Origin of the sequence: Nocardioides marinus (genome assembly GCF_013408145.1) — a bacterium.
In the GTDB taxonomy this organism is placed as follows: Bacteria; Actinomycetota; Actinomycetes; order Propionibacteriales; family Nocardioidaceae; genus Nocardioides; species Nocardioides marinus.
In genome coordinates, this window is the sequence record NZ_JACBZI010000001.1 from 3,484,296 (window position 1) to 3,508,224 (window position 23,929).

The following is a 23,929-nucleotide window of genomic DNA, read 5'->3' on the forward strand; positions in this document are numbered from 1 at the left end:
CGTCGTACGCCGAGAGGCCGGCCGGGCTCAGCCGCGCAGCAGCGCGGCGATCTCCTCGGCCTGGCTGCCGCTCCACGGACCGCTGACCTGCAGGCTGCCGCCCACGACACCGGCGACCATCGGGGCGTTGAGGACCAGCCCGTCGGCGAGCAGCGCGATCTGGGAGTCCGAGGAGGCGGCGTCGGAGGTGAGGTCCTCCATCGCCGCAGCGGCCTGGTCGTCCAGCACGATCTCGATGAGGTAGTCGTCGGCCGAGGCGCGCAGCTCCACGCTGACCACCCCGCCGTCCACCGCGGCCCGCCCGAGGCGGTAGCCGACGCCGTCGAGGGCGCAGGCCTCCACCTCGTCCTCGGCCGGCGCGTTGCCGGGGAGACCCAGGTCAGCGAGCGACTGCTCGTCGCCCAGCGCGGTGCAGCCGAGCCCGTCGGCCCCACCGAGCACGGGCCGCACCTGCAGGCCGTCGGCGGGAGGAGCGGCCTCGTCGTCGCCGCCGCAGCCGGTCAGGGCCAGGGAGGCGACGAGCAGGCCCACGACGGCGGGGGCGGTGGTGCGACGGCGCATCAGCCGACCGTCACCTTGATCTCGTTGGACGCCGTGCCGGTGTCGTTGTCGACGACCCGGAACCGGTTGACGCCCTGGAAGCTGGTCTGCACGAAGGTCGAGAAGGTCTCGTTGCTGACGACCGCCGTCACCGGGAAGTCCTGCCAGCCGCCGCTGGCGAACTTCTGCACCTGCAGGACCGACCCCTCACCGCCCGGGTAGACGCCGGTCAGGTCGATGTTCTCCATGACGCCCACCGAGGTCTGGCCGGCCGAGAGGGTGATCTCGTCCTGCTCCGGCTCCTCGGACTCCGACTCCTCCGGCTCCGCGGGCTGGCTCTGCGACTCGCCACCGTCCTCGGACGGCGCCAGCGTGATGAGCGGTCCGGAGGGCCCGTCGGTCGGCGAGGGCTTGGGCAGGTAGAAGTCGACGTCGTCGGAGACGGTCTCGGCGGACGGGTCCTCGCCGATGCCGAGGAAGCGGGTCGCGCCGAGCGCCACGCCACCGAGCACGAGCCCGACCACCAGGCCGACGGACACGAGGGCGACCAGCCCCGTGAGCACGGGGTGGTCCTCGGTCCGGAGCCTGTCGATCACGCGCCCATCATCGCGGAGACGTCCAGCCCTTCCAAGCCGGGTCCCCGGCGACGAGCCGTGCTCCCGACGAGGTCACCTCGGGGAGAGGACGACCACGGGGATGTCGCGGTCGGTCCACACGGCGTACTTCGCGAAGTCGGCGTACAGGTCGACCAGCAGCGGCCAGAGCCGCTCCTTCTCCGCGGGGCTCGCCCGGTGGGCGTGCACCGGGACGTCGCGGCGGCCGGGGAGGCTCACCGTGCAGTCGGGGGCGGCCATCAGGTTGTGGAACCACTGCGGGTTCTTCGGGAGCCCGCCCTGGGAGGCGACGATCACCAGGTCGGCGTCGGGGCCCTCCCCGTCGCGCAGGTAGAGCAGGGGCGTGGTGAACACGGTGCCGGACTTGCGGCCGACGTGGTGCAGCAGCAGCGTCGGGACCGGCTTCTTCCAGCCGGCGCCGATGCGCCAGTACTTGCCGATGCGGCCGTTGGTCAGGCGGAAGACCTTGACCTGCGCCTTGGCGCCGTACTTGATGATCCGGGCGGTCCAGGGGCTGTCGAGGCCCGGGGGACGCTCGTCGGGGAGACCCATCACAGACCCCTCTTCCAGACGACCTCTTCGACGAGCTTGCGGGAGCGCCAGCCGTCGGGGGTGCGGACCATCGTGTGGTGGTAGAGCCCACCGACCTCGACGATCTTCTCACCACCCTGGCCGTCGGCCATCGGCATCGGGTTGTCGAAGTAGGCCACGCACTGCAGCTCGTCGGCGCCCTCGACCCACGGGACGTCGACCTGGCCGATGGTGTGCATCCGCTTCGGGAAGAAGGCGGGCAGCATCTCCGCGAGCCAGGGCTTCACCACCGCGAAGGTGTCGTGGATGCCGCCGGACTGGACGTAGTCGATGTCGGCATCGGGCGTGAAGACGGTGTCGAGCAGGTCCCAGTCGCCGGTGTCGATCGCGCGGGTGTAGCGGGTGACGACGTCGGCGATCTCGAGCCGGTCGCTGATCTCCTGGAGGTCCACGGGGACACTCTGGCAGATTTCTAGAACACGTTCTACTGTGCAGTCATGAGGTTCACCTACGCCGAGGCGATGACGCAGGCCAGCTACTACGCCCCGCTGGCCCAGGCCGCCGAGGCCGCCGGCTACACGTCGATGACGGTGGCGGACTCCCTGATCTACCCGGAGAGCTCGGACTCGAAGTACCCCTACACCGACACCGGGGACCGCGAGTTCCTCGACGGCAAGGAGTTCATCGAGACGATGGTGCTCTGCGCCCACCTCTTCGCGCACACGACGACGCTGCGGTTGACGCCGTTCGTGCTCAAGCTGCCGGTCCGCCCGCCGGTGCTGGTCGCCAAGCAGGCCTCGTCGCTGGCCCACCTCTCCGGCGGCCGCCTGGGTCTCGGCGTCGGCCTCTCCCCCTGGCCCGAGGACTTCGACGCCCTCGGGGTGCCGTGGGAGCGGCGCGGCAAGCGGATGGACGAGTGCATGGACATCCTCAAGGGCCTGACCACCGGCGAGTTCTTCTCCTACTCCGGGGAGTTCTACGAGATCGAGTCGCTCAAGCAGTGCCCCGGCGCCCCCTCGCCGATCCCGCTGCTGGTCGGCGGCCACGTCGACGCCGCGCTGCGCCGTGCGGTGCGCAAGGGCGACGGCTGGATGCACGCCGGCGGCGACGGCGAGGAGCTCGACCGGCTGCTCAAGCGCCTCGCCGAGATCCGCGCGGAGGAGGGCGATGACCGCGACGACTTCGAGGTGCACGTCATCTCCTACGACGCCTACACCGTCGACGGCATCAAGCGCCTGGAGGACAAGGGCGTCACCGACTGCATCGTCGGCTTCCGCGTGCCCTACATCAAGGGCCCGGACACCGAGCCGCTCGAGGACAAGATCAAGCACCTCGAGCAGTACGCCGAGAACGTCATCGCCAAGGTCAACGGCTGAGTCCGGGGGCAGCTGAGATGTCGCACGCACCCCACGGCACCGAGCCGCTGGCCAACCCCGACGTCGAGGGCACCGACGGGTCCTGGGACCTCACCGCCCCCCTGCGCGAGGCCATCGCCGAGGGCGAGCGGCTGATCGCCGCCGCGCCCTTCATCCGCACCGAGGCCGACCTGCTCGAGGGCTACGACTACCTCGCCGGGCGGATCCGGATGGCGATGCAGACCGCCTTCGACTACGACCTCGACCGGCCGCTGTTCGTCCAGCCGACCCACCAGTTCTCCCGGCAGGGCCTGGACAACCCCGACGCGATGTACTTCAACGCCTACCTCCGCGAGGGCGTCGAGTACGTCGTCCGCGGCCGCCGCGGTACCTCGGCCGACCTGTCCTTCCAGGTGATGGGCGGCGCCTACACCGCCGACTCCGCGGCCACGTCGCTGATGGCCTTCGACGACCGCGAGCTCGAGCGCGACGCCGAGGGCAACTTCGAGTTCACCTACACCGCCGAGCCGGGCGCCAAGACGCTCATCGTGCGGGAGGTCTTCTGCGACTGGGACACCGAGGAGCCGGGCTGGATCTCGATCGAGCGCACCGACACCCTGGGCGCTGCCGCGAAGCCGCTGTCCCGGGCGCTGCTGACCAAGAAGTACGAGGTGGCGGCCCGCTCGATCACCTCCTCGATCCGCACCTGGTTCGCCTTCCCGCACTGGTTCCAGTACGCCGAGGAGGTCAACACCCTCACCACCCCGGTCTCCACGCCCGGCGGGCTGGCCTCCCAGCGCTCCTCGATCGGCCACTACGCACTGGGCGAGGACGAGGCGATGGTGGTCTCGGTGCCGCGCTGCGACGACGCCGCCTACCAGGCCATCCAGATCGGCTCGGACTGGTACGCCTCGACCGACTACGAGACCCACCAGACGTCCCTGACCAAGGCACAGGCCGAGACCGACCCGGACGGCGTGATGCGGTTCGTGGTCAGCGAGCGGCCGCCCTCGGGCGACCCGGCTGCGCCGTACCTCGCGAACTGGCTGGAGACCACCGGTCACCGCACCGGCTCGATGATGCTGCGCTGGCAGCGCCTCGAGCGCGACCTGGGCCCCGAGGACGGGCCGACCGTGCAGGTCGTGAAGCTGGCCGACGTCCCGTCGCTGCTGGCGCACCTCGCGCCGCTGACCGAGGAGCAGTACGCCGAGCGGATCGCCGCTCGCCAGCGCCACGTCGCGCGACGGATGATCAGCTGAGGCCGGCCCCCCACCGGGGGCGCGCCGGGCCGCGCCGGGCCGCGACCGCCGAGGAAGGGGCCGCGCGGCCGTGCGGGTGCTAGGGTCGTGGTTGTTGAAGGAGATGCATCCGCTGGTCTCCCCGCGACCGTCGGTCGCGGCGCATCCTTACCCTTTCTTGGTCTTCGGTTTCGCTGGACATCAGGTATGAGCACAGATGTCTTCAGCGCGGTTCGCGCAGATGGCGCGCACCCGATCACCGAAAGTACGAACATGGCACAGGGCACCGTCAAGTGGTTCAACGACGACAAGGGCTTCGGCTTCATCGCGCAGGAGGGCGGCGGCGCTGACGTCTTCGTCCACCACACCTCCATCGCCGGCACCGGCTTCAAGTCGCTGAAGGAGGCCCAGCTCGTGGAGTTCGAGGTCACGCAGGGCCCCAAGGGTCCGCAGGCCGAGAACGTCCGCGCTCGCTGACACCGATCCTCGGCGGCGGTACCCGACACGCTCGGGTGCCGCCGCCGAGCTCGTTCTCGGTCCCCCTCCCGGGGGCCGTGCTCGAGCGGGACACCACACCCCTCGACCAAAACTGAAACACGTTCTAGTATCCGGGGTGTGACCCAGACCCTCGGCTACGCAGCAGCACACGACACCTCCATCGAGGACCGCTACACCCCCGCGCCCGTCCTGGCCGGGAAGGTGGTCGTCATCTCCGGCATCGGCCCCGGTCTCGGGCGCTCGCTCGCCGTCGAGGCCGCGAAGATGGGCGCGAAGCTGGTCATCGCCAGCCGCACCGAGGAGCGCCTCAAGGAGGTCGCCGCCGAGGTCGAGCAGCTCGGCGCCGAGGTCGCGATGGTCGTCACCGACGTCACCGACGAGGACTCCCGCGCCAACCTGGTCGCCCGGTCCCTGGAGGCCTTCGGCCGCGTCGACTGCGTCATCAACAACGCCTTCGCGATCCCGCCGATGGACCCGATCACCCAGATCGACCCCAAGAAGCTGGCGAAGGTCAACGAGACCAACGTCTTCGCCCCGCTGCGTCTCTCGGCGCTCTTCGCCGACGCCCTCGCGGAGTCCAAGGGCTCGATCATCATGCTCAACTCCTGCGTGGCCTTCTCCAGCCAGCCGGAGTACGCCGGCTACAAGCTGTCCAAGGGCGCCCTCGAGCACCTCGCCTCCTCGCTCGCGACCGAGCTGGGCCCGCGCGGCATCCGGGTCAACAGCGTCGCGCCGTCCTACATCTACGAGGACGTCAACCGCGGCTACTTCGACTTCCTCGCGGCCGTGGAGAGCAAGACCCACGACGAGGTGTACGCGGAGAAGGCCGCCCCCACCGACCTCAAGCGGCTCGCGTCGTCGGAGGAGGTCGCCCGGGCGACGCTGTTCCTCGCCACCGACCTCGCCTCCGCCGTGACCGGCCAGATGCTCACCGTCGACTGCGGCGAGTTCCACGACTGAGACCCCGCTGGTCGAGCAGCGAGGAGCGCCAGCGACGAGCGGGCGTCGAGACCGAGGATGAGCGATGAGTGACAACGTGATGACCCGCGAGCGGGCCGACGTCGGGAGCTACGAGGACATCGTGGCCGCGGCGGTGCGCACCGTGGGGATGGACGACTTCGGCGGCACCGCCCACGAGGAGGGGCTGCGGGTCCTGGTCGAGGACCTCAACTCCCCCGAAGCCGGTCTGACCGGCCGCGGGAACTACTTCCAGCGCTCGGAGGTCAAGAGCGCGCTGGTCGGCCGGCTGCTCACGCAGGCGCAGTTCAACGCGCTGCCCCAGCACCGCGACGTACCCGTCGAGCGGCCGATCTTCGTGATGGGCCTGCCGCGCACCGGCACCACCGCGCTGCACCGCCTGCTGGCCGCCGACCCGGCGCACCAGGGGCTGGAGATGTGGCTGACGCAGTACCCCCAGCCGCGCCCGCCGCGCGAGACCTGGGAGGACGACCCGATCTTCGCCGCGATGCAGCAGGCCTTCGCCGCGCACCACGTCGAGGACCCGGAGTTCATGGGGATCCACTACATGGACGCCACCTCGGAGGAGGAGTGCTGGCGGCTGCTGCGGCAGACCGGCAAGTCCAACTCCTACGAGTCGTTGGCCAACCTGCCGCGCTACACCGAGTGGCTCAAGGGCCAGGACTGGACCGACGCCTATGCGCGGCACCGGGAGAACCTCCAGCTCATCGGCCTCAACGACCCCGAGAAGCGCTGGGTGCTGAAGAACCCCTCGCACATGACGGCGCTCGATGCGCTCATGACCGTCTACCCGGACGCACTCGTCGTCTACACCCACCGCGACCCGGTGGTCTGCATCGCCTCGTCGTGCTCGCTGTCGGCAGCCACGACCGCCGGTCACAGCGACACCTACGTAGGCGGCGTCATCGGCCACACCCAGCTCGACCTGTGGTCGCGGGCCTACCACGCGTTCCACGACGCCCGGCCGCGCTACGACTCCTCGCAGTTCGTCGACGTCTCCTTCGCCGACCTGCAGGGCGACCCGATGGGCACCGTGCGCGGGGTCTACGACGCGTTCGGGCTCACCCTGTCGGCCGAGGCCGAGGCGGTCGTCAAGGCCATCGACGAGGAGGCCCGCACCGGCCACGCCAAGCCCTCGCACCGCTACTCGCTGAAGGACTACGGCCTCTCCGAGACCCAGGTGCAGGCGGCGTTCGACCGGTGAGGGGCGTGAGGTTCAGCGGGGCGCCGCTGAACCTCACGCCCCACCGTTGCACCTTCAGCGGGGGCGCGTCAGGTGCGGCTCCACCAGGTCGGCGTAGCGACGCGCCAGCGTCGCGACCGTCCGGTCACCGGGGGCCGCCCAGATGTCGGCGTTGAAGATCTCGACCTCGATGTCGCCGGTGTACCCCGCGTCGGCCACGGCCCGGGTGAAGGCAGCGAAGTCGATGTGCCCGTCGCCGGGCATGCCACGACTGAGCAGGGCGTCGGGCGGCAGCGGGGTGATCCAGTCGGCGAGCTGGTAGGAGACGATCCGGTCCCCGGCCCGGCGTACCGTCTCGTGGACGTCGGGTTCCCACCACAGGTGGAAGGTGTCGACCACCACGCCGACCTGCTCGACGGGCAGCCGCTCTGCCATGGAGAGTGCCTGCGCCAAGGTGGAGACGACCCCGCGATCGGCGGCGTAGATCGGGTTCATCGGCTCGATCCCGAGCCGTACGCCGCGTGCCGCCGCCTCCGGCGCCAGGAGCGCCACCGCCTCGGCCGCCCGCTCCCGCGCCGCCCCCAGGTCACGATCGCCCTCGGGCAGCCCCCCGGGCACCAGGACGAGCGTGGGCGCGCCCAGGGCAGCGGCCTCGTCGAGGGCGCGGAGGTTCTCCTCGTGCGCCTGCCTGCGCGCCACCGGGTCCACCCCGGTGAAGAACCCGCCCCGGCACACGCTCGAGACGCGCAGCCCGGCACCGCGCACCCAGGCGACGGCGACGTCGAGGCCCACCTCGGCGACCGGCTCGCGCCACACGCCGATCGCCGGCAGTCCTGCCCGCACGCACCCATCGATGGCCTCACGCAAGGACCACTCCGCGGTGGTGCGCTGGTTGAGCGAGAGCCGGCCCGTCACCGGAGGACCCCCTGCACTCGCAGCCAGTCGGTCATCCGGGCGGCGGCCAGGTCGGGGTCGCGCAGGAGCCGGGCGTCGTTGGCCAGCTCGAAGAGCCGGCTCAGGTGCACGACCCCACGCGCTGACTGCAGACCTCCGACCATGGTGAACCCTGGCTGGTGCCCGTTGAGCCAGGCGAGGAAGGCGATCCCGGTCTTGTAGTGGAAGGTCGGCGCCTCGAAGACGTGGCGCGAGAGCGGCAACGTCGGGGCCATCGCGGCGTCGTACGTCGCGAGATCGCCCTCGTCGAGGGCAGCCAACCCTGCCGAGGCGGCCGGCGCGATCGCCGCGAAGGCACCGAGGAGCGCGTCGGAGTGGTGGGTGCCGTCGCCGCGGATCAGCTCGGGGTAGTTGAAGTCGTCGCCGGTGTAGAGCCGCACCCCAGCAGGCAGCGCGGCCCGGAGGCCGGTCTCGTGGTCCGCGGAGAGCAGCGAGACCTTCACCCCGTCGACCTTGGCGGCGTGCTCGCGCACCAGGTCGAGGAAGGTGGCGGTGGCGGTGTCCACGTCGGTGCTGCCCCAGTAGCCGCGCAGCTGCGGGTCGAACGCCTCGCCCAACCAGTGCAGGACCACGGGCTCGCGCACCTGCTCGAGCAGCCGGCTGTAGACCCGGAGGTAGTCCTCGGCACTCCCGGCGACGTGGGCCAGGTGGCGCGAGGCCATCAGGATGACCTGCGAGCCGGTGGACTCCACGAAGGCGACCTGCTCGGTGTAGGCAGCGAGCACCTCGTCGAGGGTGCGCAGCGCCCCGGGTGCTGCCTGGTCGGTGCCGGCGCCCGAGGCGATCCGGGCGCCGTGGGCCTTCGCCTGGTCGGCGCTGCGGCGTACCAGCTCCTGGACCGCGGGCCAGTCGAGACCCATGTTGCGCTGGGCGGTGTCCATGGCCTCGGCCACGCCGAAGCCGTAGCGGAACAGCTCCCGACGGAAGGCCAGGGTCGCGTCCCAGTCGACGACGGCCGGAGCACCGGGCACGTTGTCACCCAGCGGGTCCGCGGCGACGTGCGCGGCGGCGAAGGCCACTCGGCTCGCGTAGGGCTGCGGGTGCTCGACCCAGGGACCGGGCTCGGCGAGCCGGACCTCGCGCCAGGCACCGTCCACGCCGGGCAGCCCGAGGTGCCCGGCGATCGTCGTGGTGCTCACGAGGTTCGCGTCTCCACCTCGACGCGGCGCCCCTCGGCGGAGGACTGCAGGCCGGCCTCGACGAGCTCGAGCCCACGGACCGCCGACATGAAGTCGTAGGGGTGCGGACGACCCGCGACCACGTCGCGCAGGTACTCCTCCCACTGCGCGCGGAAGCCGTTGCCGAACTCCTGGTTGTCGGGGACCTCGTCCCACTGGGAGCGGAAGTCCTGGTCGGTGGGCAGGTCGGGGTTCCACACCGGCTTCGGCGTGCGCACCCTCGGCTGGACCCGGCATCCGAACAGCCCGGCCACGGCCGATCCGTGGGTGCCGTCGACCTGGAACTCCACGAGCTCCTTGCGCTCCACGCGCACCGCCCACGACGAGTTCATCTGCACGATCGTGTCGCCGATCTCGAAGATCGCGTACGCCGCGTCGTCGGCGGTCGCGTCGTAGCGCTCACCCCGCTCGTCCCAGCGCTCCGGGATGTGGGTCACGGCCTTGGCGATCACCGAGTCGACCCGCCCGAAGAGGTGCTCGAAGACGTAGTTCCAGTGGCAGAACATGTCGAGCACCATCCCGCCACCGTCGGCCGCGCGGTAGTTCCAGCTCGGGCGCTGGGCGGGGATCAGGTCGCCCTCGAACACCCAGTAGCCGAACTCGCCGCGGACGGAGAGGATCCGGCCGAAGAAGCCGCTGTCGACCAGTCGCTTGAGCTTGATCAGTCCGGGCAGGTAGATCTTGTCGTGGACCACGCCGTTGACGGTGCCGGCGGCGGCGCCGGCCTCGGCGATCTCCAGGCCCTCCTCGACGGTCTCGGCGAGCGGCTTCTCGGTGTAGACGTGCTTGCCGGCGGCCAGTGCCTTGAGGATCGCCTTCTTGCGCTCGGAGGTGACCTGGGCGTCGAAGTAGATCGAGGCGGTGTCGTCTGCGAGCGCGCCGTCGAGGTCGGTGGTGAACTCGGCGATGTCGTGGCGGGCCGCGAGCTCGGCCAGCTTGTCGTGGTTGCGGCCCACGAGGATCGGCTCGACCTGGAGCCGGCTGCCGTCGGGCAGCTCGATGCCGCCCTCGTCGCGGATGGCCAGGATGCTGCGCACGAGGTGCTGGCGGTAGCCCATCCGGCCGGTGATGCCGTTCATGATGATGCGTTGGGTGCGGACGCTCATGGGTCTGCTCTCTTCTCGGACGAAAGGGGTCAGGGTGTGGCGGCGGGTGCGGGCCGGCCGCCGAGGTACAGCTCGGCGAGCTGGGGGTCGGCGAGGAGCTCGGGAGCCGGGCCGGTGATGTGGACGGTTCCGAGGTCGAGGACGCAGCCGATGTCGGCCGTCTCAAGCGCCCGACGGGCGTTCTGCTCCACCAGCAGGACGGCGATGCCGGCGTCGCGCATGCGCACCACCTGCTCGAACACCTTCGTGGTGGTCTTGGGATCCAGGCCCATGCTGGGCTCGTCCAGCAGCACGACCTTGGGGCTGACCATCAGCGACCGGGCGAACTCGACCTGCTTCTGCTGGCCGCCCGACAGCGCGCCCGCAAGGGTGCCCCACCGCTCGGCCACCACGGGGAACAGGGTCTTGACGAAGTCGGCGCGCTCGGCGATTAGGGCCTTGTCACGCACCGTGTAGGCGCCGAGTCCGACGTTCTCGGCGACCGTCATCTCCTTGAAGACCGAATGACCCTGGAGGACGTGCGAGAGGCCCGAGCGGATCATGTCCTGCGGCCCGTTGCGGGTGACGTCGACGCCATCGACGCGGATGCTGCCCGAACGCGGCGTGAGCATCCCGCTGGCCACCTTGAGCACGGTGGACTTGCCGGCTCCGTTGGGGCCGACCAGGCACACGATGCTCGACGGCGGGACCTTCACCGTGAGCCCGCGCAGGACCAGAGCGGCGCGACCGTAGCCGGCCTCGATGTCGGTGAGCTCGAGGAGGTACTCGGGTGCGGGGGTGTCAGATGCCAAGGTAGGCCTCCAGGACTCGCGGGTCGCTCTGCACCTCGGCAGGCGTCCCTTCGGCGATCGGTCGGCCACGGTCGAAGACGACGACGTGGTCGGACAGGCTCATCACCATGTCCATGTTGTGCTCGACGATCACGAACGTGCGGCCCTCGGCGTTGAGCTCGCGCACCAACGTCCCGATCCGGCCGATCAGCGCGGGGTTCACACCGCCGGCGGGCTCGTCGAGCATGATCGTCTCGGGATCGGTCATCAGCACGCCGGCGAGCTCCAGCAGCTTCTGCTGCCCGTAGGAGATGTCCCGGGCCTCCGAGGCCTCCAGGTGGTCGATGCCCACCCGCCGCAGGAGCTCGCGGGCCTTGGCGATGTCGGCGGGGTTCCTGGCCCCGCGCAGCCGGTGGACCAGTCCCTCGGGGCGCACCCCGACGAGCATGTTCTCCAGCACCGTCATCCGGGGGAAGACCCGGCACAGCTGGAAGCTGCGCCCGACCCCGGCCGCGGCGATGCGGTGCGGGGCACGCCCGGTGATGTCGTCGCCGCGATAGGTCACGGTGCCGGAGTCGGGCTTGATCATCCCGGTCACGCAGTTGAAGAACGTGGTCTTGCCCGAGCCGTTCGGCCCGATCAGCGCGTTGATCCTGCCGGGCCGGAAGGTGACGCTGGCGCCGTCGACGGCGTGCACGCCCCCGAAGGACTTGCGCAGCTCCACCGTCTCCAGGGAACGCACGGCAGCCGGTGCCGCGGTGGCACTCATCGGACGACCTCCTCGGTCTCGCGGTCCTCGGCGGCACCGTCTGTGCCGCTGTCCTTCTCGATCGCGCGGTTGTGCTCGAGCAGCTCGGCCGCCGTCATCTCGCGGATCGAGGTGGCCCGGTCGGGCCGGAGCCTGTCCACCAGGGAGCCGAGCGCTGGCAGCACGCCGTCGGGCATGAACAGGACGACGAGGGCCAGCAGGAGGCCGAGCGCCACCAGGTGGAACTGCGTGTCGCCGTACTGGGCCTTGAAGTACTCCAGCGAGTAGCCGACGATCACGGCACCCACCACGGGCCCGAACAGGCTGCGGATGCCGCCGAGCAGTGACATCAGCACCATGTAGGAGCCGATCAGGATGGAGAACTGGAAGATGGGGTCGAGCGAGCCGAACCACAGGGCGTACAGGCCGCCGGCCATCGCGGTGAAGAAGGCGGAGATCACGAAGACCGCGAGCTTGTAGGCGAAGGTGGGCACGCCCAGGGCCTGCGCCTTGTCCTCGTCCTCACGGATGGCCTTGAGCCCGGTGCCGAAGCGCGACCGGTCGATCGCCCACCACACCGCCAGCGCGACCACGACCAGCGCGACGTTGAGGTAGAAGAACCGCTCGTGCTGCTCAGGACGCAGCACGTCGTCGGCGAAGGGGCGCGGGACGCGGAGCCCGTTCGACCCACCGGTGAGCCCCGACCAGCTCTGGGAGACCAGCAGCAGGATGAGGACCAGCGAGATCGAGACGATCACGAACGAGGCGCCGCGCACACGCAACGAGGCCACGCCGATCGGGACGGCGATCAGGGCGACCGCGACCGCTGCCCCCACCAGCGCGAGCCAGGGGTTCCAGCCGGCGTCGATGATCAGCAGGGCGGTGCCGTAGCCACCCAGTCCCGAGTACGCCGCGTGCCCGAGCGAGATGTAGCCGGTGAACCCACCGACGAAGTTCCACCCGACGGCGAGTGCGGCGTAGCTGGCGATGACCACGCCCACCGAGAGGATGAAGGCGTCGGGTGCCATCCGTGGGAAGGCGAGGACCAGGACGGCCGCGACGACCAGGATCAGACCCCGGACGCCGAGGAGCGCGGTGTCGAACGCGCTGCGGGTGCTAGAAGCGCTGGGCAAGACGACCTCCGAAGAATCCTTGGGGGCGGACCATCAAGGTGGCGAACAGCGCGACGTAGAAGACCGTCTGCGCCCACGTGGTGCCGAGGGGGATCTGCAGCAGGCTCTGGGAGATCCCCAGGACCATCGCCGCGATCGCTGCGCCGGGGATGCTGCCCAGGCCGCCGACGACGATGATCGCCATGAGCGGTCCGATCCAGTGCCAGTGCAGGGACGGGTAGATGGTGGAGTCGAGCGAGAGCGCCGTGCCTCCGATCGCTGCCGTGGCCAGGCCGAGGCCGAAGCCGAAGCCCGCGATCCGATCGGTGTTGACCCCCAGCAGCCGCGCCGCCTCCGGGTGCTGGATGGTCGCTCGCAGGGCCTGGCCGAAGCGGGTCAGCTTCATCAACGCCCACAACCCGACCAGGGCGACGCCGGCCAGCGCGAAGGCGATCAGCTTCACGACGGCGATGTTGGCGCCGAGGACCTCGATGCTGCTGCTGGAGTAGTCGAGCTGGATGCGGCGCTGGGTGCCGGAGAAGACGTAGCCCAGCCCACCCTCGATGACCAGCGCGATCGCGAAGGTCAGGAGCACCGACATCATCGTCAGCGACGCCGGGCGCAGCCGCGAGAGCAGCAGCCGCTGCATGACGTAGCCGATCACGAAGAACAGCGGCACGGTGACCAGCAGCGAGACCAGCGGGTCGATGCCCGTCTCGCCCTGGAACCACCAGGCGAGGTAGGCGGCAAGGATCAAGAAGGCCGAGTGGGCGATCATCACCACCCGCATGACCCCGAAGTACAGGGTCAGGCCCGCGGCCAGCAGTGCGTAGAGACCGCCGAGCAGCACCCCCAGGATGAGGCTCTGCAGGAGGAGGGAACCGGACACCTCAGGTCACCAGGCCGGCTTGACGGTGATGAGCTCCGCCTCGGCCTGGTCCTCGGGCAGCACGATCCGGATCTCGCCGTCGACGTACTGCTGGATCAGGTGGGCGCTCTCCGGCCTGCCCTGTGCGTCCCAGCTCAGCGGCCCGACGACGGTGTCGACGGTGGCGTCGCGCAGGTGGTCGATCAGCTGCTGCTGGCACTCCTGCGACGGGTCGGCGCACCCGACCGCCTCCACGGCAGCAGCCACGACCTCGCCGGTGGTCCAGGCGTTGGCCTCGTCCTCCGACGGCGGGTTCCCGAACATGTCGGTGTAGAACTCCACGAACGCCTGGTTCTCCGGGTACGACGCCTCAGGCGTGTAGCCGGTCGGCGAGAGGATGCCCTCGGTCTTCGAGCCGATCGCCTTCGGGAACTCCGGGTTGGTCGGCGCGGTGGAGAAGGCCGCCATCTCGGGCTGGAAGTCCAGCTGCTGCAGCGCGACGATCAGGTTCACGGCGTCCTGGTACTGCGTGCCGCCGACCACGATGTCGGCCTTGGTGTCGGCGATCTTGGCGGCGATGGAGCTGAAGTCGGTGGTGTTGGGCGGGTAGACCTCGTCGGCGACGGTCTTGATGCCGGCCGCCTCGAGCTTCCCCTTGAGGCCGTAGGCGGTGCCCTGCGCGAACGGGTCGTCCATCGTGGCGTACGCGGCCGTCTCAGGACGCTCGGACTCGGGCATCGCGATGATCGCCTCGGCGAGCAGGTTGTAGTGGTCGTCGGCGATGGCCGGCGCTGCGTAGAAGAGGTTCTCGAACCCCTGGGTGAAGACCTCCTCCGCTGCGCCGGCCGGCTCGACGAAGAGGAATCCGTAGTCCTCGGCGACCTGGGCGGCGGGCACCACGAGGCGGGTGGAGAACGGACCGAAGACGAGGTCGACGCCGTCCTGGTTGATCAGCTTCTCGTAGTCCGAGGCGACCCGGTCAGCGCTCGACTGGTCGTCGAGGATCTCGAGCCTGACCTGCTTGCCCAGGAGGCCCCCGTTCTCGTTGACGTAGGCGGCCCAGGCCTCGTAGCCGCGCTGGACGCCCTTGCCCGGCTCGCTGAAGTCGCCGGTGAGCGGCAGCGAGACGCCGATGACGATCTCGTCGTCGCCCTCGCCGCTCGCTGTGTCCGAGCCCAGCCCGCAGGCACCGAGAGTGGTGGCCAGAGCCAGGCAGGCGGTGGCGGCGAAGGCGCCGCGTCGCGACGTCCGGTTGCGGATCATCCGATGCTCCTCAAGTTGTTGTAAGCGCTTACGTAAGCGGTTACCGTGAAACTACACACATCCCCTACGCTGTGGCAACCATCACAGCCGATCCCTTTCCATCGATCTTCGACAGGACGTCGATGAAGCCGCAGACCACCCGTCCCCGCCTGATCGACGTCGCTGACGCCGCCGGGGTCTCCATCGCCACCGCCTCGCGCGCACTGTCCGGCACCCCCGGTGTCAGCGAGTCCCTCGCCCAACGGGTCAGGGCGACGGCCGCGGAGCTCGGGTACGCCGCCAACCTGCACGCGCGGTCCCTCGCGAGTGGCTCCACCTCCACGATCGGCCTGGTCGTGCACGAGATCGGGGACCCCTACTTCTCCGAGATCGCCAGTGGGGTCCTGCGCATCGCCGCCGACCAGGGACGCACCGTCCAGATCTGCCACACCGGCCGCGACCCACAGGTGGAGCTGCAACAGATCAGGAGCATGGTCGCCAGCCGCGTCGGCGCGATCGTGGTGGCCGGGTCCGGCTTCGTCGACCCCAGCATCGAGCTGCCCGCGCGCCGGGAGCTCGAGGTCTTCTCCGACGCGGGCGGCCGGGTCGCGGTCATCGGCCGCCACCACCTGGGGGTCGACGCCGTGCTGCCCGCCAACGTCGAGGGGGGGCGTGCGGTCGCCGAGCACGTGCTCGGCCTGGGCCACCGACGTATCGCCGTCCTGACCGGGTCGACCGGTCTCACCACCGTCGCCGACCGGCTCGACGGCATCCGGGAGGCTCTGGGCGCAGCCGGTGTCGCGGTGGCCGACGTCCCGGTCATCGAGGAGGCGTTCACGCGTGCCGGGGGACGTGCCGGCGCGCGTCGGGTGCTGGAGTCCCACCCCCGCACCACCGCCGTGATCGCACTCAACGACGACATGGCGATCGGTTGCCTGTCCGAGCTGCGTACCGCCGGTGTCACGGTGCCGACCCAGATCTCGGTGACCGGGTTCGACGACGTGGCCGTCGCAGGCGACCTGTCACCGGCGCTCACGACGGTACGCCTGCCCATGGTCGAGATGGGGGCGCGCGCGGTCGGACTCACGCTCAAGGAGCCGGGCAAACGCCCCCGGCGCCTTCGGGTGCCGGCCGAGCTCGTCGTGCGTGACTCCACCGGGCCGGCCCCCGCATGAAGGTGGTGGTGGCCGCCGACAAGTTCAAGGGCTCCCTCACCGCCCGTGAGGTCGCGGACGCCCTGCGCGCGGGGGTGTCCCGCACCGCACCCACGGCCCGTGTGGTCCGTGTCCCGGTGGCCGACGGCGGGGACGGGACCCTCGAAGCGGCGCTGTCCGCGGGGTTCGAGCGGCGACCGGTCACGGTGGCGGGGCCCACCGGCGACCCCGTCGACACGGCGTACGCCCGGCGCGGCGACACCGCCGTGGTCGAGCTCGCCGACGCCTCGGGGTTGCTGCGTCTCCCCGGACCACCTGCGCCGTGGGCCGCCGACACGTCGGGCACGGGCCAGGTGCTCGCCACCGCGATCGAGGACGGCTGCAGGCAGGTCGTCCTCGGTGTCGGCGGTAGCTGCTCCACGGACGGCGGCGCCGGTCTCGTCACCGCACTCGGTGCTCAGCTCCTCGACGCCGACGGCGAGCCCATCGCCCCCGGCGCCACCGGCCTCCGCGCCGTCCACCGCCTCGACCTCACCGCGTTGCGCACACGGCTCGCGGGCGTGAGCGTCGTCCTGGCCTGCGACGTCGACAACCCCCTCCTCGGACCCGGTGGCGCCGCCGCCGTCTACGGCCCCCAGAAAGGCGCCGGCCCCGACGACGTGCCGCTGCTCGAGACGGCACTGGCGGGCTGGGCCGACCTCGTGGCGCGCGTGACCGGCCGGGACCTGCGCGACGCCCCCGGCGCGGGCGCCGCCGGCGGCGCCGGCTTCGCCGCCCTGGCGCTCCTCGGCGCCGAGCTGTGCTCCGGGGTCCGGACGGTCCTGGACCTCGTGGGCTTCGACGACGTCGTACGGTCCGCGGACCTCGTGGTGACCGGCGAGGGCTCCCTGGACGAGCAGAGCCTGCGCGGCAAGGCCCCCATCGGCGTGGTCACTGCCGCCACGCGACTGGGGATCCCCGTGGTGGGGGTGTGTGGACGGACCACGCTCGACGCCGCCACCCTCGCGGAAGCCGGTTTCCGCCGCGTCTGGTCCCTCGCCGACCACGAGCCCGACCCAGCCGTCTCCATGCGCGATGCCGCACGACTGCTCACCGCCGTCGGGGCCGACCTCGGCCACCACCTGCACCAGCTCGCGCCCACCCGCTGACGACCAGGGGGCCGGGGCGTCGGGAAGGTCTGACCGATGTCGGTCAGACCTTCGCCCTCGCGGTCGAACCTTCGACCGCACAACGCAAGGTCTGACCGACGTCAGTCAGACCTCACACACCCCCCGGCGACCCTCAGCGCCGCGTCACCCGCACCAGGGCGCCCCGCTTCGGCACCGAGGTGATGTTGCGGACCTTCGGGTCCTCGGGGCCGACGGCGGCGACGTCCCAACGGGTCAGCACCTCGCGCAGCACGGCCACGCCCTCCATCTGCGCGAACCCCGCACCGATGCAGCGTCGTACGCCGCCGCCGAAGGGGATCCAGGTGTTGGTCGGCGGGTTCTGACCGAGGAACCGCTCGGGGCGGAACGCATCGGGCTCGGGATGGTTCTCGGGGCGCTGGTGGGCCACGATGATCGAGGGCCCCACGGTCGTGCCGGCCGGCAGGTCGACCCCGCCGATCGTGACGGGCTCCATCAGCGTGCGCACCACCATCGGGATCACCGGGTGCAGCCGCATCGACTCCTTCACGACCGCCTCGAGCCACGCGTCGTCCTCGGCGGTGGGCCCGTCGGGCCCGGTGCCGGCCGCGGCCTCCTGGCTGCGGCGCAGCAGGTCGGGGTGCTGGCCGAGCTCGCGCAGCGCCCACGCCAGCGACGTCGCGGTGGTCTCGTGCCCGGCGAGCAGCAGGGTGACGAGCTGGTCGCGCAGCTCGGTGTCGGTGAGCGGCTCCTCGCCGGACTCGTCGGCCCCGGCCCGGATCAGCCGGGACAGCACGTCGGTGCGCTCGGCCAGGTCCGGCGCCGTACGACGCTCGCGGATCTCCGCGTGGATCAACCGGTCCAGGGCCGCCTGGGTGTCGACCGTCCGCTTCCACGGCCCCATCCGCTGCAGCCGCGGGTAGCCCCAGCCGAGCAGCACCACGGGGCTGATGTCGACGGTGGCGTTGACCAGCGGCCGCATCGCCGCGAGCCGGTCGGCGTCGGTGACGCCGAAGACCACGCGAAGGATCACCTCGAGGGTCAGGGCGTTCATGCGGTCCAACGAGCGGAAGGTCGCCCCGTCGGGCCAGTGCTCGGCCTCGTCGGCGGCCAGCTCGGTGACGAGGTCGCGGTACCCCTTGAGCGCGTGCCCGTTGAACGCCGGCATCAGCAGCTTGCGCGCCCGCTTGTGCTCCAGGGAGTCCTGCAGCAGCAGCGAGTGCCGGCCCATGATCGGTCCGAGGATCGCGTTCCCCTTGCCGGCGTGGAAGACCTCCGGGTCGCCGGCGAAGATCTCGCGCGCGTGCTCGGGTCGGGTGAAGAAGACCAGCGGCCGGCCGCCGGGGATGAGGCGGACGGTGAACACGTCGCCGTACCGGCGCTGCAGGTAGGGGTGGAACCAGTGCCGGAAGCGCATCAGCGCCGCGCTCTGCACCAGCACCGGCCAGCGCGGCCCCGGAGGCAGCGCGGCGCCCGACGGCGGCGGCAGGTCGCGGGGGCCGACCGAGGCGCCGCTCATGGTGCGGAAGCGGTCGGCGGTCAGGTCGGCGGTGTCGGGGAGCTCCTGCGCGGTGGCCACGTCCACACCCTAGGAGCGGCGTCCAGCGCGATGAGGGGACCGGGAGCGGCTGTCTCACCTACTGTCAGCAGGTGACCTCCCTGCGGCGCCGTACGGCGTCCCTGCTCGCCTCCTCGCTCACCGCGTCCCTGGCCGGTGCCGTCGCCGCGTCGGTGCTGACCGCGCCGCCCGCGGCGGCCAAGCCGGACACGCTGTTCCCGTCGATGGGCAACGGCGGCTACCAGGTGCGCTCCTACGACGTCGCGCTCGACTACGAACCGCTGACCAACCGCGCCATCGCCACCGTCCGCATCCGCGCCGTCGCGCGCAAGGCGATGAACCGCTTCCACCTGGACTTCTCCGGCCCCGAGGTCACCGCGGTCGTCGTCGACCAGCAGCCGGCGGGCTTCGTACGCCGCGGGGACGAGCTCGTCGTGACACCGGCCGAGCCGCTGGAGAAGGGCCGGTTCTCGGCGGTGGTGTCCTACGACGGCGAGCCGCCCGAGCACACCGACCCCGACGGCAGCACCGAGGGCTGGGTCCGCACCACCGACGGCGCGGTCGCGGTCAACGAGCCGATCGGCGCGATGACCTGGTTGCCTTCCAACAACACCCCGGGCGACAAGGCCAGGTTCACCTTCCGCGTCAGCGCCCCCGCGGGCTACTCCGTCGTCGCCAACGGCGAGCTCGTCGAGACCGCCCCGCACGGCACCGGCACGACGTGGACCTGGCGCCAGGACGAGCCGATGTCGACGTACCTCGCGATGGTCGGCATCGGTCGCTACGACGTCACGGAGTCCAGCACCACCTCGATCGACGGGCGCGAGCTGCCGCTGTGGTTCTTCGAGGACTCCGCCGTCGGCGGCGCCCGTACCGCCCGCCAGGTGCTGCCGGAGGTCATCGCGTTCTGCGAGAGGCTCTTCGGCGCCTACCCCTTCTCCTCCGGCGGGCACGTCGTCGACGACGCGTACGTCGGCTACGCGCTCGAGACCCAGACCCGGCCGTTCTACCCGCCGGGCGGGGCGTCGACGTCGACGGTCGTGCACGAGACCGCGCACCAGTGGTTCGGCAACTCCGTCACCCTCACCGACTGGCACGACATCTGGCTGGCCGAGGGGTGGGCGACCTACGCCGAGTGGCTCTGGTCGGGCGCGCACGACGGCCGCACCCCGCGCGAGCACTTCGACGCCCTCTACGCCCGCGACGCCGACGACGACCTGTGGAGCCCGGCGCCGACGGAGTTCACCGACCCCGCTGACCTGTTCGGCGAGCCGGTCTACCACCGCGGCGCCATGACCCTCGTCGTGCTGCGGCGCGAGATCGGCAGCCGCGACTTCAGGAGGCTCGGTCGGAAGTGGGCCGCCAAGCACGCCTACGGCAACGTCACCACCCGTGACTTCGAGCGGCTGGCAGAGAAGGTCTCCGGGGAGCGTCTCGACGACCTCTTCGACGACTGGCTGCGCCTGGACGGCAAGCCGAAGGGTTACTGAGGCCGACGGTCCGCCTCGGACCACCGTTCACGACGTTCTGCAGGCCAACCGGCCGGCGAATTCAGCCGGTCGTCGCAACAGGTGGATCTGACGGTCCGGACAGTAGTGCTTCGAGTTCTTCCGCGGGAGTGCGCCACTTCAGTGTCTTGCGGGGGCGTGCGTTGAGCTGGGCTGCCACTTGGTCGAGCATCCCAGGCCCGTAGAAGGAGAGGTCTGTGCCCTTGGGCAGGTACTGACGCAGCAGACCGTTGGTGTTCTCGTTGCTCCCGCGCTGCCAAGGGGAGTGGGGGTCGCAGAAGTAGATGGAGAGTCCGGTCGCTTCGGCGATCTGGATGTGGTTGGCCATCTCTGAGCCCTGGTCCCAGGTCAGAGATCGACGCAACTGCTCGGGCAGCGTGGCCATCTTGGCCACCATCGCTTCTTGGACGATCTCGGCCGTGTGACCACCGGGTAGGTGCAGCAGCATCACGAACCTGGTGGTGCGCTCGACCAGCGTCCCGACCGCGGATCCGGACTCGGTCGAGCCAAGGATCAGATCGCCCTCCCAATGGCCCGGCACTGCCCGGTCCTCGACGTCTGCGGGTCGTTCGCTGATCATCACCATCCCGGCGAACCGCTGGCGACGTTGATCGGGTTGGCGATGGGGCTTACGCAGCGTGCGCCCGGTGCGCAGGTGGCGTGTCAGTTCCCGCTTCAGCCCGCCTCGGGACTGCACGTACAACGACTGGTAGATCGTCTCGTGCGACACCCGCATCTCCGCATCGTCAGGGAAGTCCTGCCTGAGCCGTCGCGCGATCTGCTCAGGGCTGTGGTCCTTGCGAAGTCGATCTTGCACCTCGTGCTGGAGTCGCTGGTTCGTGGCCAGCTTCGCGACTTTCGGGCGACAAGCCCGCTGATCAGCCTTGCTCTGTGCGTTGACCGCACCGTAGTTGCCCTTTGCCCCCCGAGCGGTGGCATTGCGGGTCAACTCCCGGGTGATCGTCGAGCGGTGTCGACCCAGCCGCCTGGCGATCTCTGCAGGTCGGACCTTCGCGGCGTGCAACGCCTCGATGCGACAGCGCTCCTCGTAGGTCAACGACCTCGTCGGCTGGGCCAGTCTTGGTTTCACTCCGCCAGATTCCTCGAGCCAGCGCCACACCACGCGAGTTGACACGCCCATCGCTTCGCCGGCGGCATACGGGGAGGGAAATTCCGCCACGAGGTCCCAAAACGCCCGCTCGACGCTGCGCCGCACCCGCGGTCTGCCTCCAACACCCATGCACCCTCCTGGGGCCTAGATGTTGCGACGACCGCGTGAACCCAAGGCCTCCAGACCTGCAGAACGTCGTGGTCCGCGCGGGCGCGGCTCAGGGCCAGTGCGGGCGCCCGTCGGCCCAGGTGACGCCGCGGTTGCGGCACAGGCAGAACGGGTGGCCGACGGGGTCGGCGTAGACCCGCCAGCCGTAGCCGTCCTCGTCGGTGTCGTCGTGGAGCAGCGTCGCGCCGAGGGCGAGCAGCCGGGCCTCCTCCGCCTCGAGGTCGTCGACCTCGAAGTCGAGGTGGAACTGCTTGGGGTGGTCGCTGCCGGGCCACTGCGGGGCGCGGTAGTCCTCGACGGGGTTGAAGGCGAGCTCGAGGCCGCCGAGGTCGATGCCGGCCCACTGCGGGGTGCTGCTCTCCTTGACGGGCAGACCGGTGACGTCGGCGTAGAAGCCCGCCAGGGCCATCGCGTCGGGGCAGTCGAGGATGACGTCGGTCAGGCGCAGCATGCCGCGATCGTGCCAGCCCGCGCGGATGCTGTCAGGCGAGGATGCGGTCGACGACGCCCTGGCTGACGGGGTGGTACGTCGGCCGCGCGACCTCGTAGATCTCCCGGGCCCGCTCCCGGCCCCGCTCGGTGGCGGCGAGGCGGGTGTAGACCTTGCGCAGGTAGAGCGCCCGGCCGTGCCGGGTGAGCAGGTCGGCCAGCGCCTCGTCGGCGGCGGGCCGCTCGAAGACCCAGCCGGCGCCGACGACCAGCTCGAACCAGGCGGTGGCGACCTCGATGTTGCCGGTCGTGGAGAAGCCGAACGCGGCGTCGACGTCGTCGAGGAGAGCCTGGTCGGCGTCGACGGGCAGCGAGCGGACGAGGTGCACCCACTGGTGGCTGACCCAGCCGTCCACGTCGAGGTCGTCCGCCGGGGTGCCGGCCAGCAGCCGGGCGACCTGGGCCTCGACGAGCGTGAACGCGTCGGAGGAGAAGACCGGGGCGTCGTCCGGCACGCCGGGGCCGTGGATCCACTCCTCCACCCGCACGTCCGCGGGCGTGAGGCCGGCGGGGGCGAGCAGCTCGGCCTCGAGGTGGGCGAGGAAGGTCGGGGTGTCCATGGAGCCGAACGCGAAGCGGTCGAAGTAGTCGCGCAGGAACGCGTCGAACGTCTCGCGGCCCACGCGGGCCTCGAGCATCCGCAGGAACAGCGAGCCCTTCTCGTAGGGCAGCTTGGGCAGGTGCCCGTCGGGGTCGACCAGCTCCGCGTGCAGCACGGTCTGCTCAGGGGAGGCGTCGGCGAGGGTCTTCTCCAGCTCCTGCCGGCCGAGCCGGAGCAGCATGGAGGTGTAGTCGGCGCCGTACATCTCCTCGTCGATGCGGGTCTCGAAGTACGTCGTGAAGCCCTCGTTGAGCCACAGGTCGTTCCAGGTGGCGTTGGTGACCAGGTTGCCCGACCAGGAGTGCGCCAGCTCGTGGGCGACGAGGGTGACCAGGGAGCGGTCGCCGGCGATGACGGTGGGCGTGGCGAAGGTGAGGCGGGGGTTCTCCATGCCGCCGTAGGGGAAGCTCGGCGGCAGGATCAGCAGGTCGTAGCGACCCCACCGGTAGGGCCCGTAGAGGCGCTCGGCGGCCTCGATCATCGCCTCGGTGTCGGCGAACTCCCACGCCGCCTCCTCGACCACGGCCTCCTCGGCGTAGACGCCGCTGCGGGCGCCGAGCTCGCGGAAGCGGAGGTCGCCGACGGCCAGGGCGACGAGGTAGGTCGGCACCGGCTCGGGCATGGTGAAGCGGTAGTGCCCGTCGGTGCTGCGCTCGGTGGGGTTCTCCGCGCTCATCACGGCCATCAGGTGCACGGGGACGCGGACGGTGGCGTCGTAGGGCGCGCGGATGCCCGGGCTGTCCTGGCAGGGGATCCAGCTGCGCGCCAGGATCGGCTGGGACTGGGTGAAGAGGAACGGCCGGCCCGAGGACGTCTGCTCCGGGCCGAGCCACTGCAGCGCGGTGGCCCGGTCGGTGGTGGCGTAGTGGACGACGACCCGGTCGCTGTCGCCGAGCCGGACCGTCAGAGGAGCACCGAGGATCTCGTCGTGCTCGCCGAGGTGGTGCTCGAGCGGGGTGCCGTCGCCGTCGGTGACCGCGCCCAGGTCGAGGTGCCAGGTGTCGAGGACCAGCTCCCTGGCAGCCGGGTCGACCCGCTCGACGTCGAGGGTGACCGAGCCGCTGAGTCGCTGCTGGTCGAGGTCGACGTCGAGGTCGAGCGCCATCCGGCGTACGACGGCTTCGAGGGGGCGGGCGTAGGAGTGCGGGTCGGGCGTCAGGCGGGGCACGGGCGCAACCTATCCGCTGGCGCGCCGTACGAAGACAGGCACAACGAGCCGGACCGGTGGATGCGCCGGCTCGGCCGGTTCTCCCCTCCCGGCGTTCGGCCTGTCTTGGTCCGGGACCACGGCTCGCCCG

The 23,929-nt window shown here is 70.9% G+C and carries 24 protein-coding genes; 8 read left to right on the forward strand and 16 right to left on the reverse strand.

The genetic code is table 11. From position 1 onward, the window contains the following. Window positions 1-27 precede the first annotated feature (27 nt). The 4 genes from BKA05_RS16455 to BKA05_RS16470 all read right to left on the reverse strand — a co-directional run bounded on the left by BKA05_RS16455 (window position 28) and on the right by BKA05_RS16470 (window position 2,137). Window positions 28-561, reverse strand: a complete 534-nt coding sequence (locus BKA05_RS16455; RefSeq protein ID WP_179532394.1) for a SecDF P1 head subdomain-containing protein — start codon at window positions 559-561, stop codon at window positions 28-30. After that, entirely contained in the window at window positions 561-1,136 is a 576-nt protein-coding gene (locus tag BKA05_RS16460) for a hypothetical protein (protein ID WP_179532395.1), read from the reverse strand. The genes BKA05_RS16455 and BKA05_RS16460 overlap by 1 nt, the downstream gene beginning before the upstream one ends. A 72-nt stretch (window positions 1,137-1,208) precedes the next feature. Beyond that, on the reverse strand, window positions 1,209-1,706 hold the full coding sequence (locus BKA05_RS16465; RefSeq protein WP_179532396.1) for a nitroreductase/quinone reductase family protein: 498 nt from the start codon (window positions 1,704-1,706) through the stop codon (window positions 1,209-1,211). Next, on the reverse strand, window positions 1,706-2,137 hold the full coding sequence (locus BKA05_RS16470; RefSeq protein ID WP_179532397.1) for a nuclear transport factor 2 family protein: 432 nt from the start codon (window positions 2,135-2,137) through the stop codon (window positions 1,706-1,708). Before BKA05_RS16470 ends, BKA05_RS16465 begins: the two co-directional genes overlap by 1 nt. 45 nt (window positions 2,138-2,182) lie before the next feature. On the opposite strand from BKA05_RS16470, the gene BKA05_RS16475 reads away from it, so the two are divergent. From BKA05_RS16475 to BKA05_RS16495, 5 genes are all read left to right on the forward strand, one after another. Beyond that, window positions 2,183-3,061, forward strand: coding sequence for a TIGR03619 family F420-dependent LLM class oxidoreductase (locus BKA05_RS16475; RefSeq protein WP_179532398.1), 879 nt, complete (start codon window positions 2,183-2,185; stop codon window positions 3,059-3,061). 17 nt (window positions 3,062-3,078) lie between these two features. After that, window positions 3,079-4,299, forward strand: coding sequence for a hypothetical protein (locus BKA05_RS16480; RefSeq protein WP_246289824.1), 1,221 nt, complete (start codon window positions 3,079-3,081; stop codon window positions 4,297-4,299). 252 nt (window positions 4,300-4,551) lie between these two features. Continuing rightward, window positions 4,552-4,755, forward strand: coding sequence for a cold-shock protein (locus BKA05_RS16485; protein ID WP_179532399.1), 204 nt, complete (start codon window positions 4,552-4,554; stop codon window positions 4,753-4,755). A gap of 138 nt (window positions 4,756-4,893) precedes the next feature. Beyond that, entirely contained in the window at window positions 4,894-5,736 is an 843-nt protein-coding gene (locus BKA05_RS16490) for an SDR family oxidoreductase (RefSeq protein ID WP_343045715.1), read from the forward strand. 64 nt (window positions 5,737-5,800) lie between these two features. Continuing rightward, window positions 5,801-6,958, forward strand: coding sequence for a sulfotransferase family protein (locus BKA05_RS16495; protein WP_246289825.1), 1,158 nt, complete (start codon window positions 5,801-5,803; stop codon window positions 6,956-6,958). A gap of 54 nt (window positions 6,959-7,012) precedes the next feature. On the opposite strand, the gene BKA05_RS16500 is transcribed toward BKA05_RS16495, so the two are convergent. Genes BKA05_RS16500 through BKA05_RS16535 form a run of 8 tightly spaced genes read right to left on the reverse strand, consistent with a single transcriptional unit; the run spans window position 7,013 to window position 14,936 of the window. Next, window positions 7,013-7,852: a sugar phosphate isomerase/epimerase family protein gene (locus tag BKA05_RS16500; protein ID WP_343045716.1), complete on the reverse strand. Its 840-nt coding sequence runs from the start codon at window positions 7,850-7,852 to the stop codon at window positions 7,013-7,015. After that, window positions 7,849-9,030, reverse strand: coding sequence for a dihydrodipicolinate synthase family protein (locus tag BKA05_RS16505; protein ID WP_343045717.1), 1,182 nt, complete (start codon window positions 9,028-9,030; stop codon window positions 7,849-7,851). Before BKA05_RS16505 ends, BKA05_RS16500 begins: the two co-directional genes overlap by 4 nt. Next, complete coding sequence (locus tag BKA05_RS16510) at window positions 9,027-10,175, reverse strand: Gfo/Idh/MocA family protein (protein ID WP_179532400.1); 1,149 nt, start codon at window positions 10,173-10,175, stop codon at window positions 9,027-9,029. The genes BKA05_RS16505 and BKA05_RS16510 overlap by 4 nt, the downstream gene beginning before the upstream one ends. Before the next feature lie 29 nt (window positions 10,176-10,204). After that, window positions 10,205-10,966, reverse strand: coding sequence for an ABC transporter ATP-binding protein (locus tag BKA05_RS16515; protein WP_179532401.1), 762 nt, complete (start codon window positions 10,964-10,966; stop codon window positions 10,205-10,207). Further along, window positions 10,956-11,714: an ABC transporter ATP-binding protein gene (locus BKA05_RS16520; protein WP_179532402.1), complete on the reverse strand. Its 759-nt coding sequence runs from the start codon at window positions 11,712-11,714 to the stop codon at window positions 10,956-10,958. The genes BKA05_RS16515 and BKA05_RS16520 overlap by 11 nt, the downstream gene beginning before the upstream one ends. Beyond that, on the reverse strand, window positions 11,711-12,826 hold the full coding sequence (locus tag BKA05_RS16525; protein ID WP_246289826.1) for a branched-chain amino acid ABC transporter permease: 1,116 nt from the start codon (window positions 12,824-12,826) through the stop codon (window positions 11,711-11,713). The genes BKA05_RS16520 and BKA05_RS16525 overlap by 4 nt, the downstream gene beginning before the upstream one ends. Further along, on the reverse strand, window positions 12,810-13,694 hold the full coding sequence (locus tag BKA05_RS16530; protein WP_179532403.1) for an ABC transporter permease subunit: 885 nt from the start codon (window positions 13,692-13,694) through the stop codon (window positions 12,810-12,812). Before BKA05_RS16530 ends, BKA05_RS16525 begins: the two co-directional genes overlap by 17 nt. A 6-nt stretch (window positions 13,695-13,700) precedes the next feature. Continuing rightward, window positions 13,701-14,936 carry an amino acid ABC transporter substrate-binding protein gene (locus tag BKA05_RS16535; RefSeq protein WP_179532404.1) on the reverse strand — a complete coding sequence of 412 codons (1,236 nt, stop codon included), beginning with the start codon at window positions 14,934-14,936 and terminating at the stop codon, window positions 13,701-13,703. Window positions 14,937-15,058: 122 nt separating this feature from the next. On the opposite strand from BKA05_RS16535, the gene BKA05_RS16540 reads away from it, so the two are divergent. Both BKA05_RS16540 and BKA05_RS16545 read left to right on the forward strand, forming a co-directional pair. Beyond that, window positions 15,059-16,090, forward strand: a complete 1,032-nt coding sequence (locus tag BKA05_RS16540; protein WP_179532405.1) for a LacI family DNA-binding transcriptional regulator — start codon at window positions 15,059-15,061, stop codon at window positions 16,088-16,090. An 8-nt stretch (window positions 16,091-16,098) separates the two neighbouring features. After that, the gene (locus BKA05_RS16545) at window positions 16,099-17,217 is read left to right on the forward strand and encodes a glycerate kinase (protein ID WP_343045718.1); all 1,119 of its coding nucleotides are present in this window, start codon (window positions 16,099-16,101) and stop codon (window positions 17,215-17,217) included. Between the two features lie 133 nt (window positions 17,218-17,350). Here BKA05_RS16545 and BKA05_RS16550 read toward each other — a convergent pair whose 3' ends face one another. Continuing rightward, complete coding sequence (locus tag BKA05_RS16550; protein ID WP_343045719.1) at window positions 17,351-18,775, reverse strand: cytochrome P450; 1,425 nt, start codon at window positions 18,773-18,775, stop codon at window positions 17,351-17,353. Between the two features lie 71 nt (window positions 18,776-18,846). On the opposite strand from BKA05_RS16550, the gene BKA05_RS16555 reads away from it, so the two are divergent. After that, on the forward strand, window positions 18,847-20,244 hold the full coding sequence (locus tag BKA05_RS16555) for a M1 family aminopeptidase (protein ID WP_179532407.1): 1,398 nt from the start codon (window positions 18,847-18,849) through the stop codon (window positions 20,242-20,244). Between the two features lie 61 nt (window positions 20,245-20,305). Here BKA05_RS16555 and BKA05_RS16560 read toward each other — a convergent pair whose 3' ends face one another. From BKA05_RS16560 to BKA05_RS16570, 3 genes are all read right to left on the reverse strand, one after another. Continuing rightward, window positions 20,306-21,502, reverse strand: a complete 1,197-nt coding sequence (locus BKA05_RS16560; RefSeq protein WP_246289786.1) for an IS30 family transposase — start codon at window positions 21,500-21,502, stop codon at window positions 20,306-20,308. Between the two features lie 88 nt (window positions 21,503-21,590). Further along, a complete protein-coding gene (locus BKA05_RS16565) occupies window positions 21,591-21,992 on the reverse strand; it encodes a VOC family protein (protein WP_179532408.1) in 402 nt (133 codons plus the stop codon). A 31-nt stretch (window positions 21,993-22,023) separates the two neighbouring features. Beyond that, window positions 22,024-23,799, reverse strand: a complete 1,776-nt coding sequence (locus tag BKA05_RS16570) for a leukotriene A4 hydrolase C-terminal domain-containing protein (RefSeq protein ID WP_218842434.1) — start codon at window positions 23,797-23,799, stop codon at window positions 22,024-22,026. Window positions 23,800-23,929: the final 130 nt, after the last annotated feature.

Coding starts and splice junctions, on each gene's coding strand:
- BKA05_RS16455 (WP_179532394.1), bottom strand. CDS start 561: ATGCGCCGTCGCACCACCGCCCCCGCCGTCGTGGGCCTGCTCGTCGCC.
- BKA05_RS16465 (WP_179532396.1), bottom strand. CDS start 1,706: ATGGGTCTCCCCGACGAGCGTCCCCCGGGCCTCGACAGCCCCTGGACC.
- BKA05_RS16475 (WP_179532398.1), top strand. CDS start 2,183: ATGAGGTTCACCTACGCCGAGGCGATGACGCAGGCCAGCTACTACGCC.
- BKA05_RS16480 (WP_246289824.1), top strand. CDS start 3,079: ATGTCGCACGCACCCCACGGCACCGAGCCGCTGGCCAACCCCGACGTC.
- BKA05_RS16485 (WP_179532399.1), top strand. CDS start 4,552: ATGGCACAGGGCACCGTCAAGTGGTTCAACGACGACAAGGGCTTCGGC.
- BKA05_RS16495 (WP_246289825.1), top strand. CDS start 5,801: ATGAGTGACAACGTGATGACCCGCGAGCGGGCCGACGTCGGGAGCTAC.
- BKA05_RS16510 (WP_179532400.1), bottom strand. CDS start 10,175: ATGAGCGTCCGCACCCAACGCATCATCATGAACGGCATCACCGGCCGG.
- BKA05_RS16520 (WP_179532402.1), bottom strand. CDS start 11,714: ATGAGTGCCACCGCGGCACCGGCTGCCGTGCGTTCCCTGGAGACGGTG.
- BKA05_RS16535 (WP_179532404.1), bottom strand. CDS start 14,936: ATGATCCGCAACCGGACGTCGCGACGCGGCGCCTTCGCCGCCACCGCC.
- BKA05_RS16540 (WP_179532405.1), top strand. CDS start 15,059: ATGAAGCCGCAGACCACCCGTCCCCGCCTGATCGACGTCGCTGACGCC.
- BKA05_RS16560 (WP_246289786.1), bottom strand. CDS start 21,502: ATGGGTGTTGGAGGCAGACCGCGGGTGCGGCGCAGCGTCGAGCGGGCG.
- BKA05_RS16565 (WP_179532408.1), bottom strand. CDS start 21,992: ATGCTGCGCCTGACCGACGTCATCCTCGACTGCCCCGACGCGATGGCC.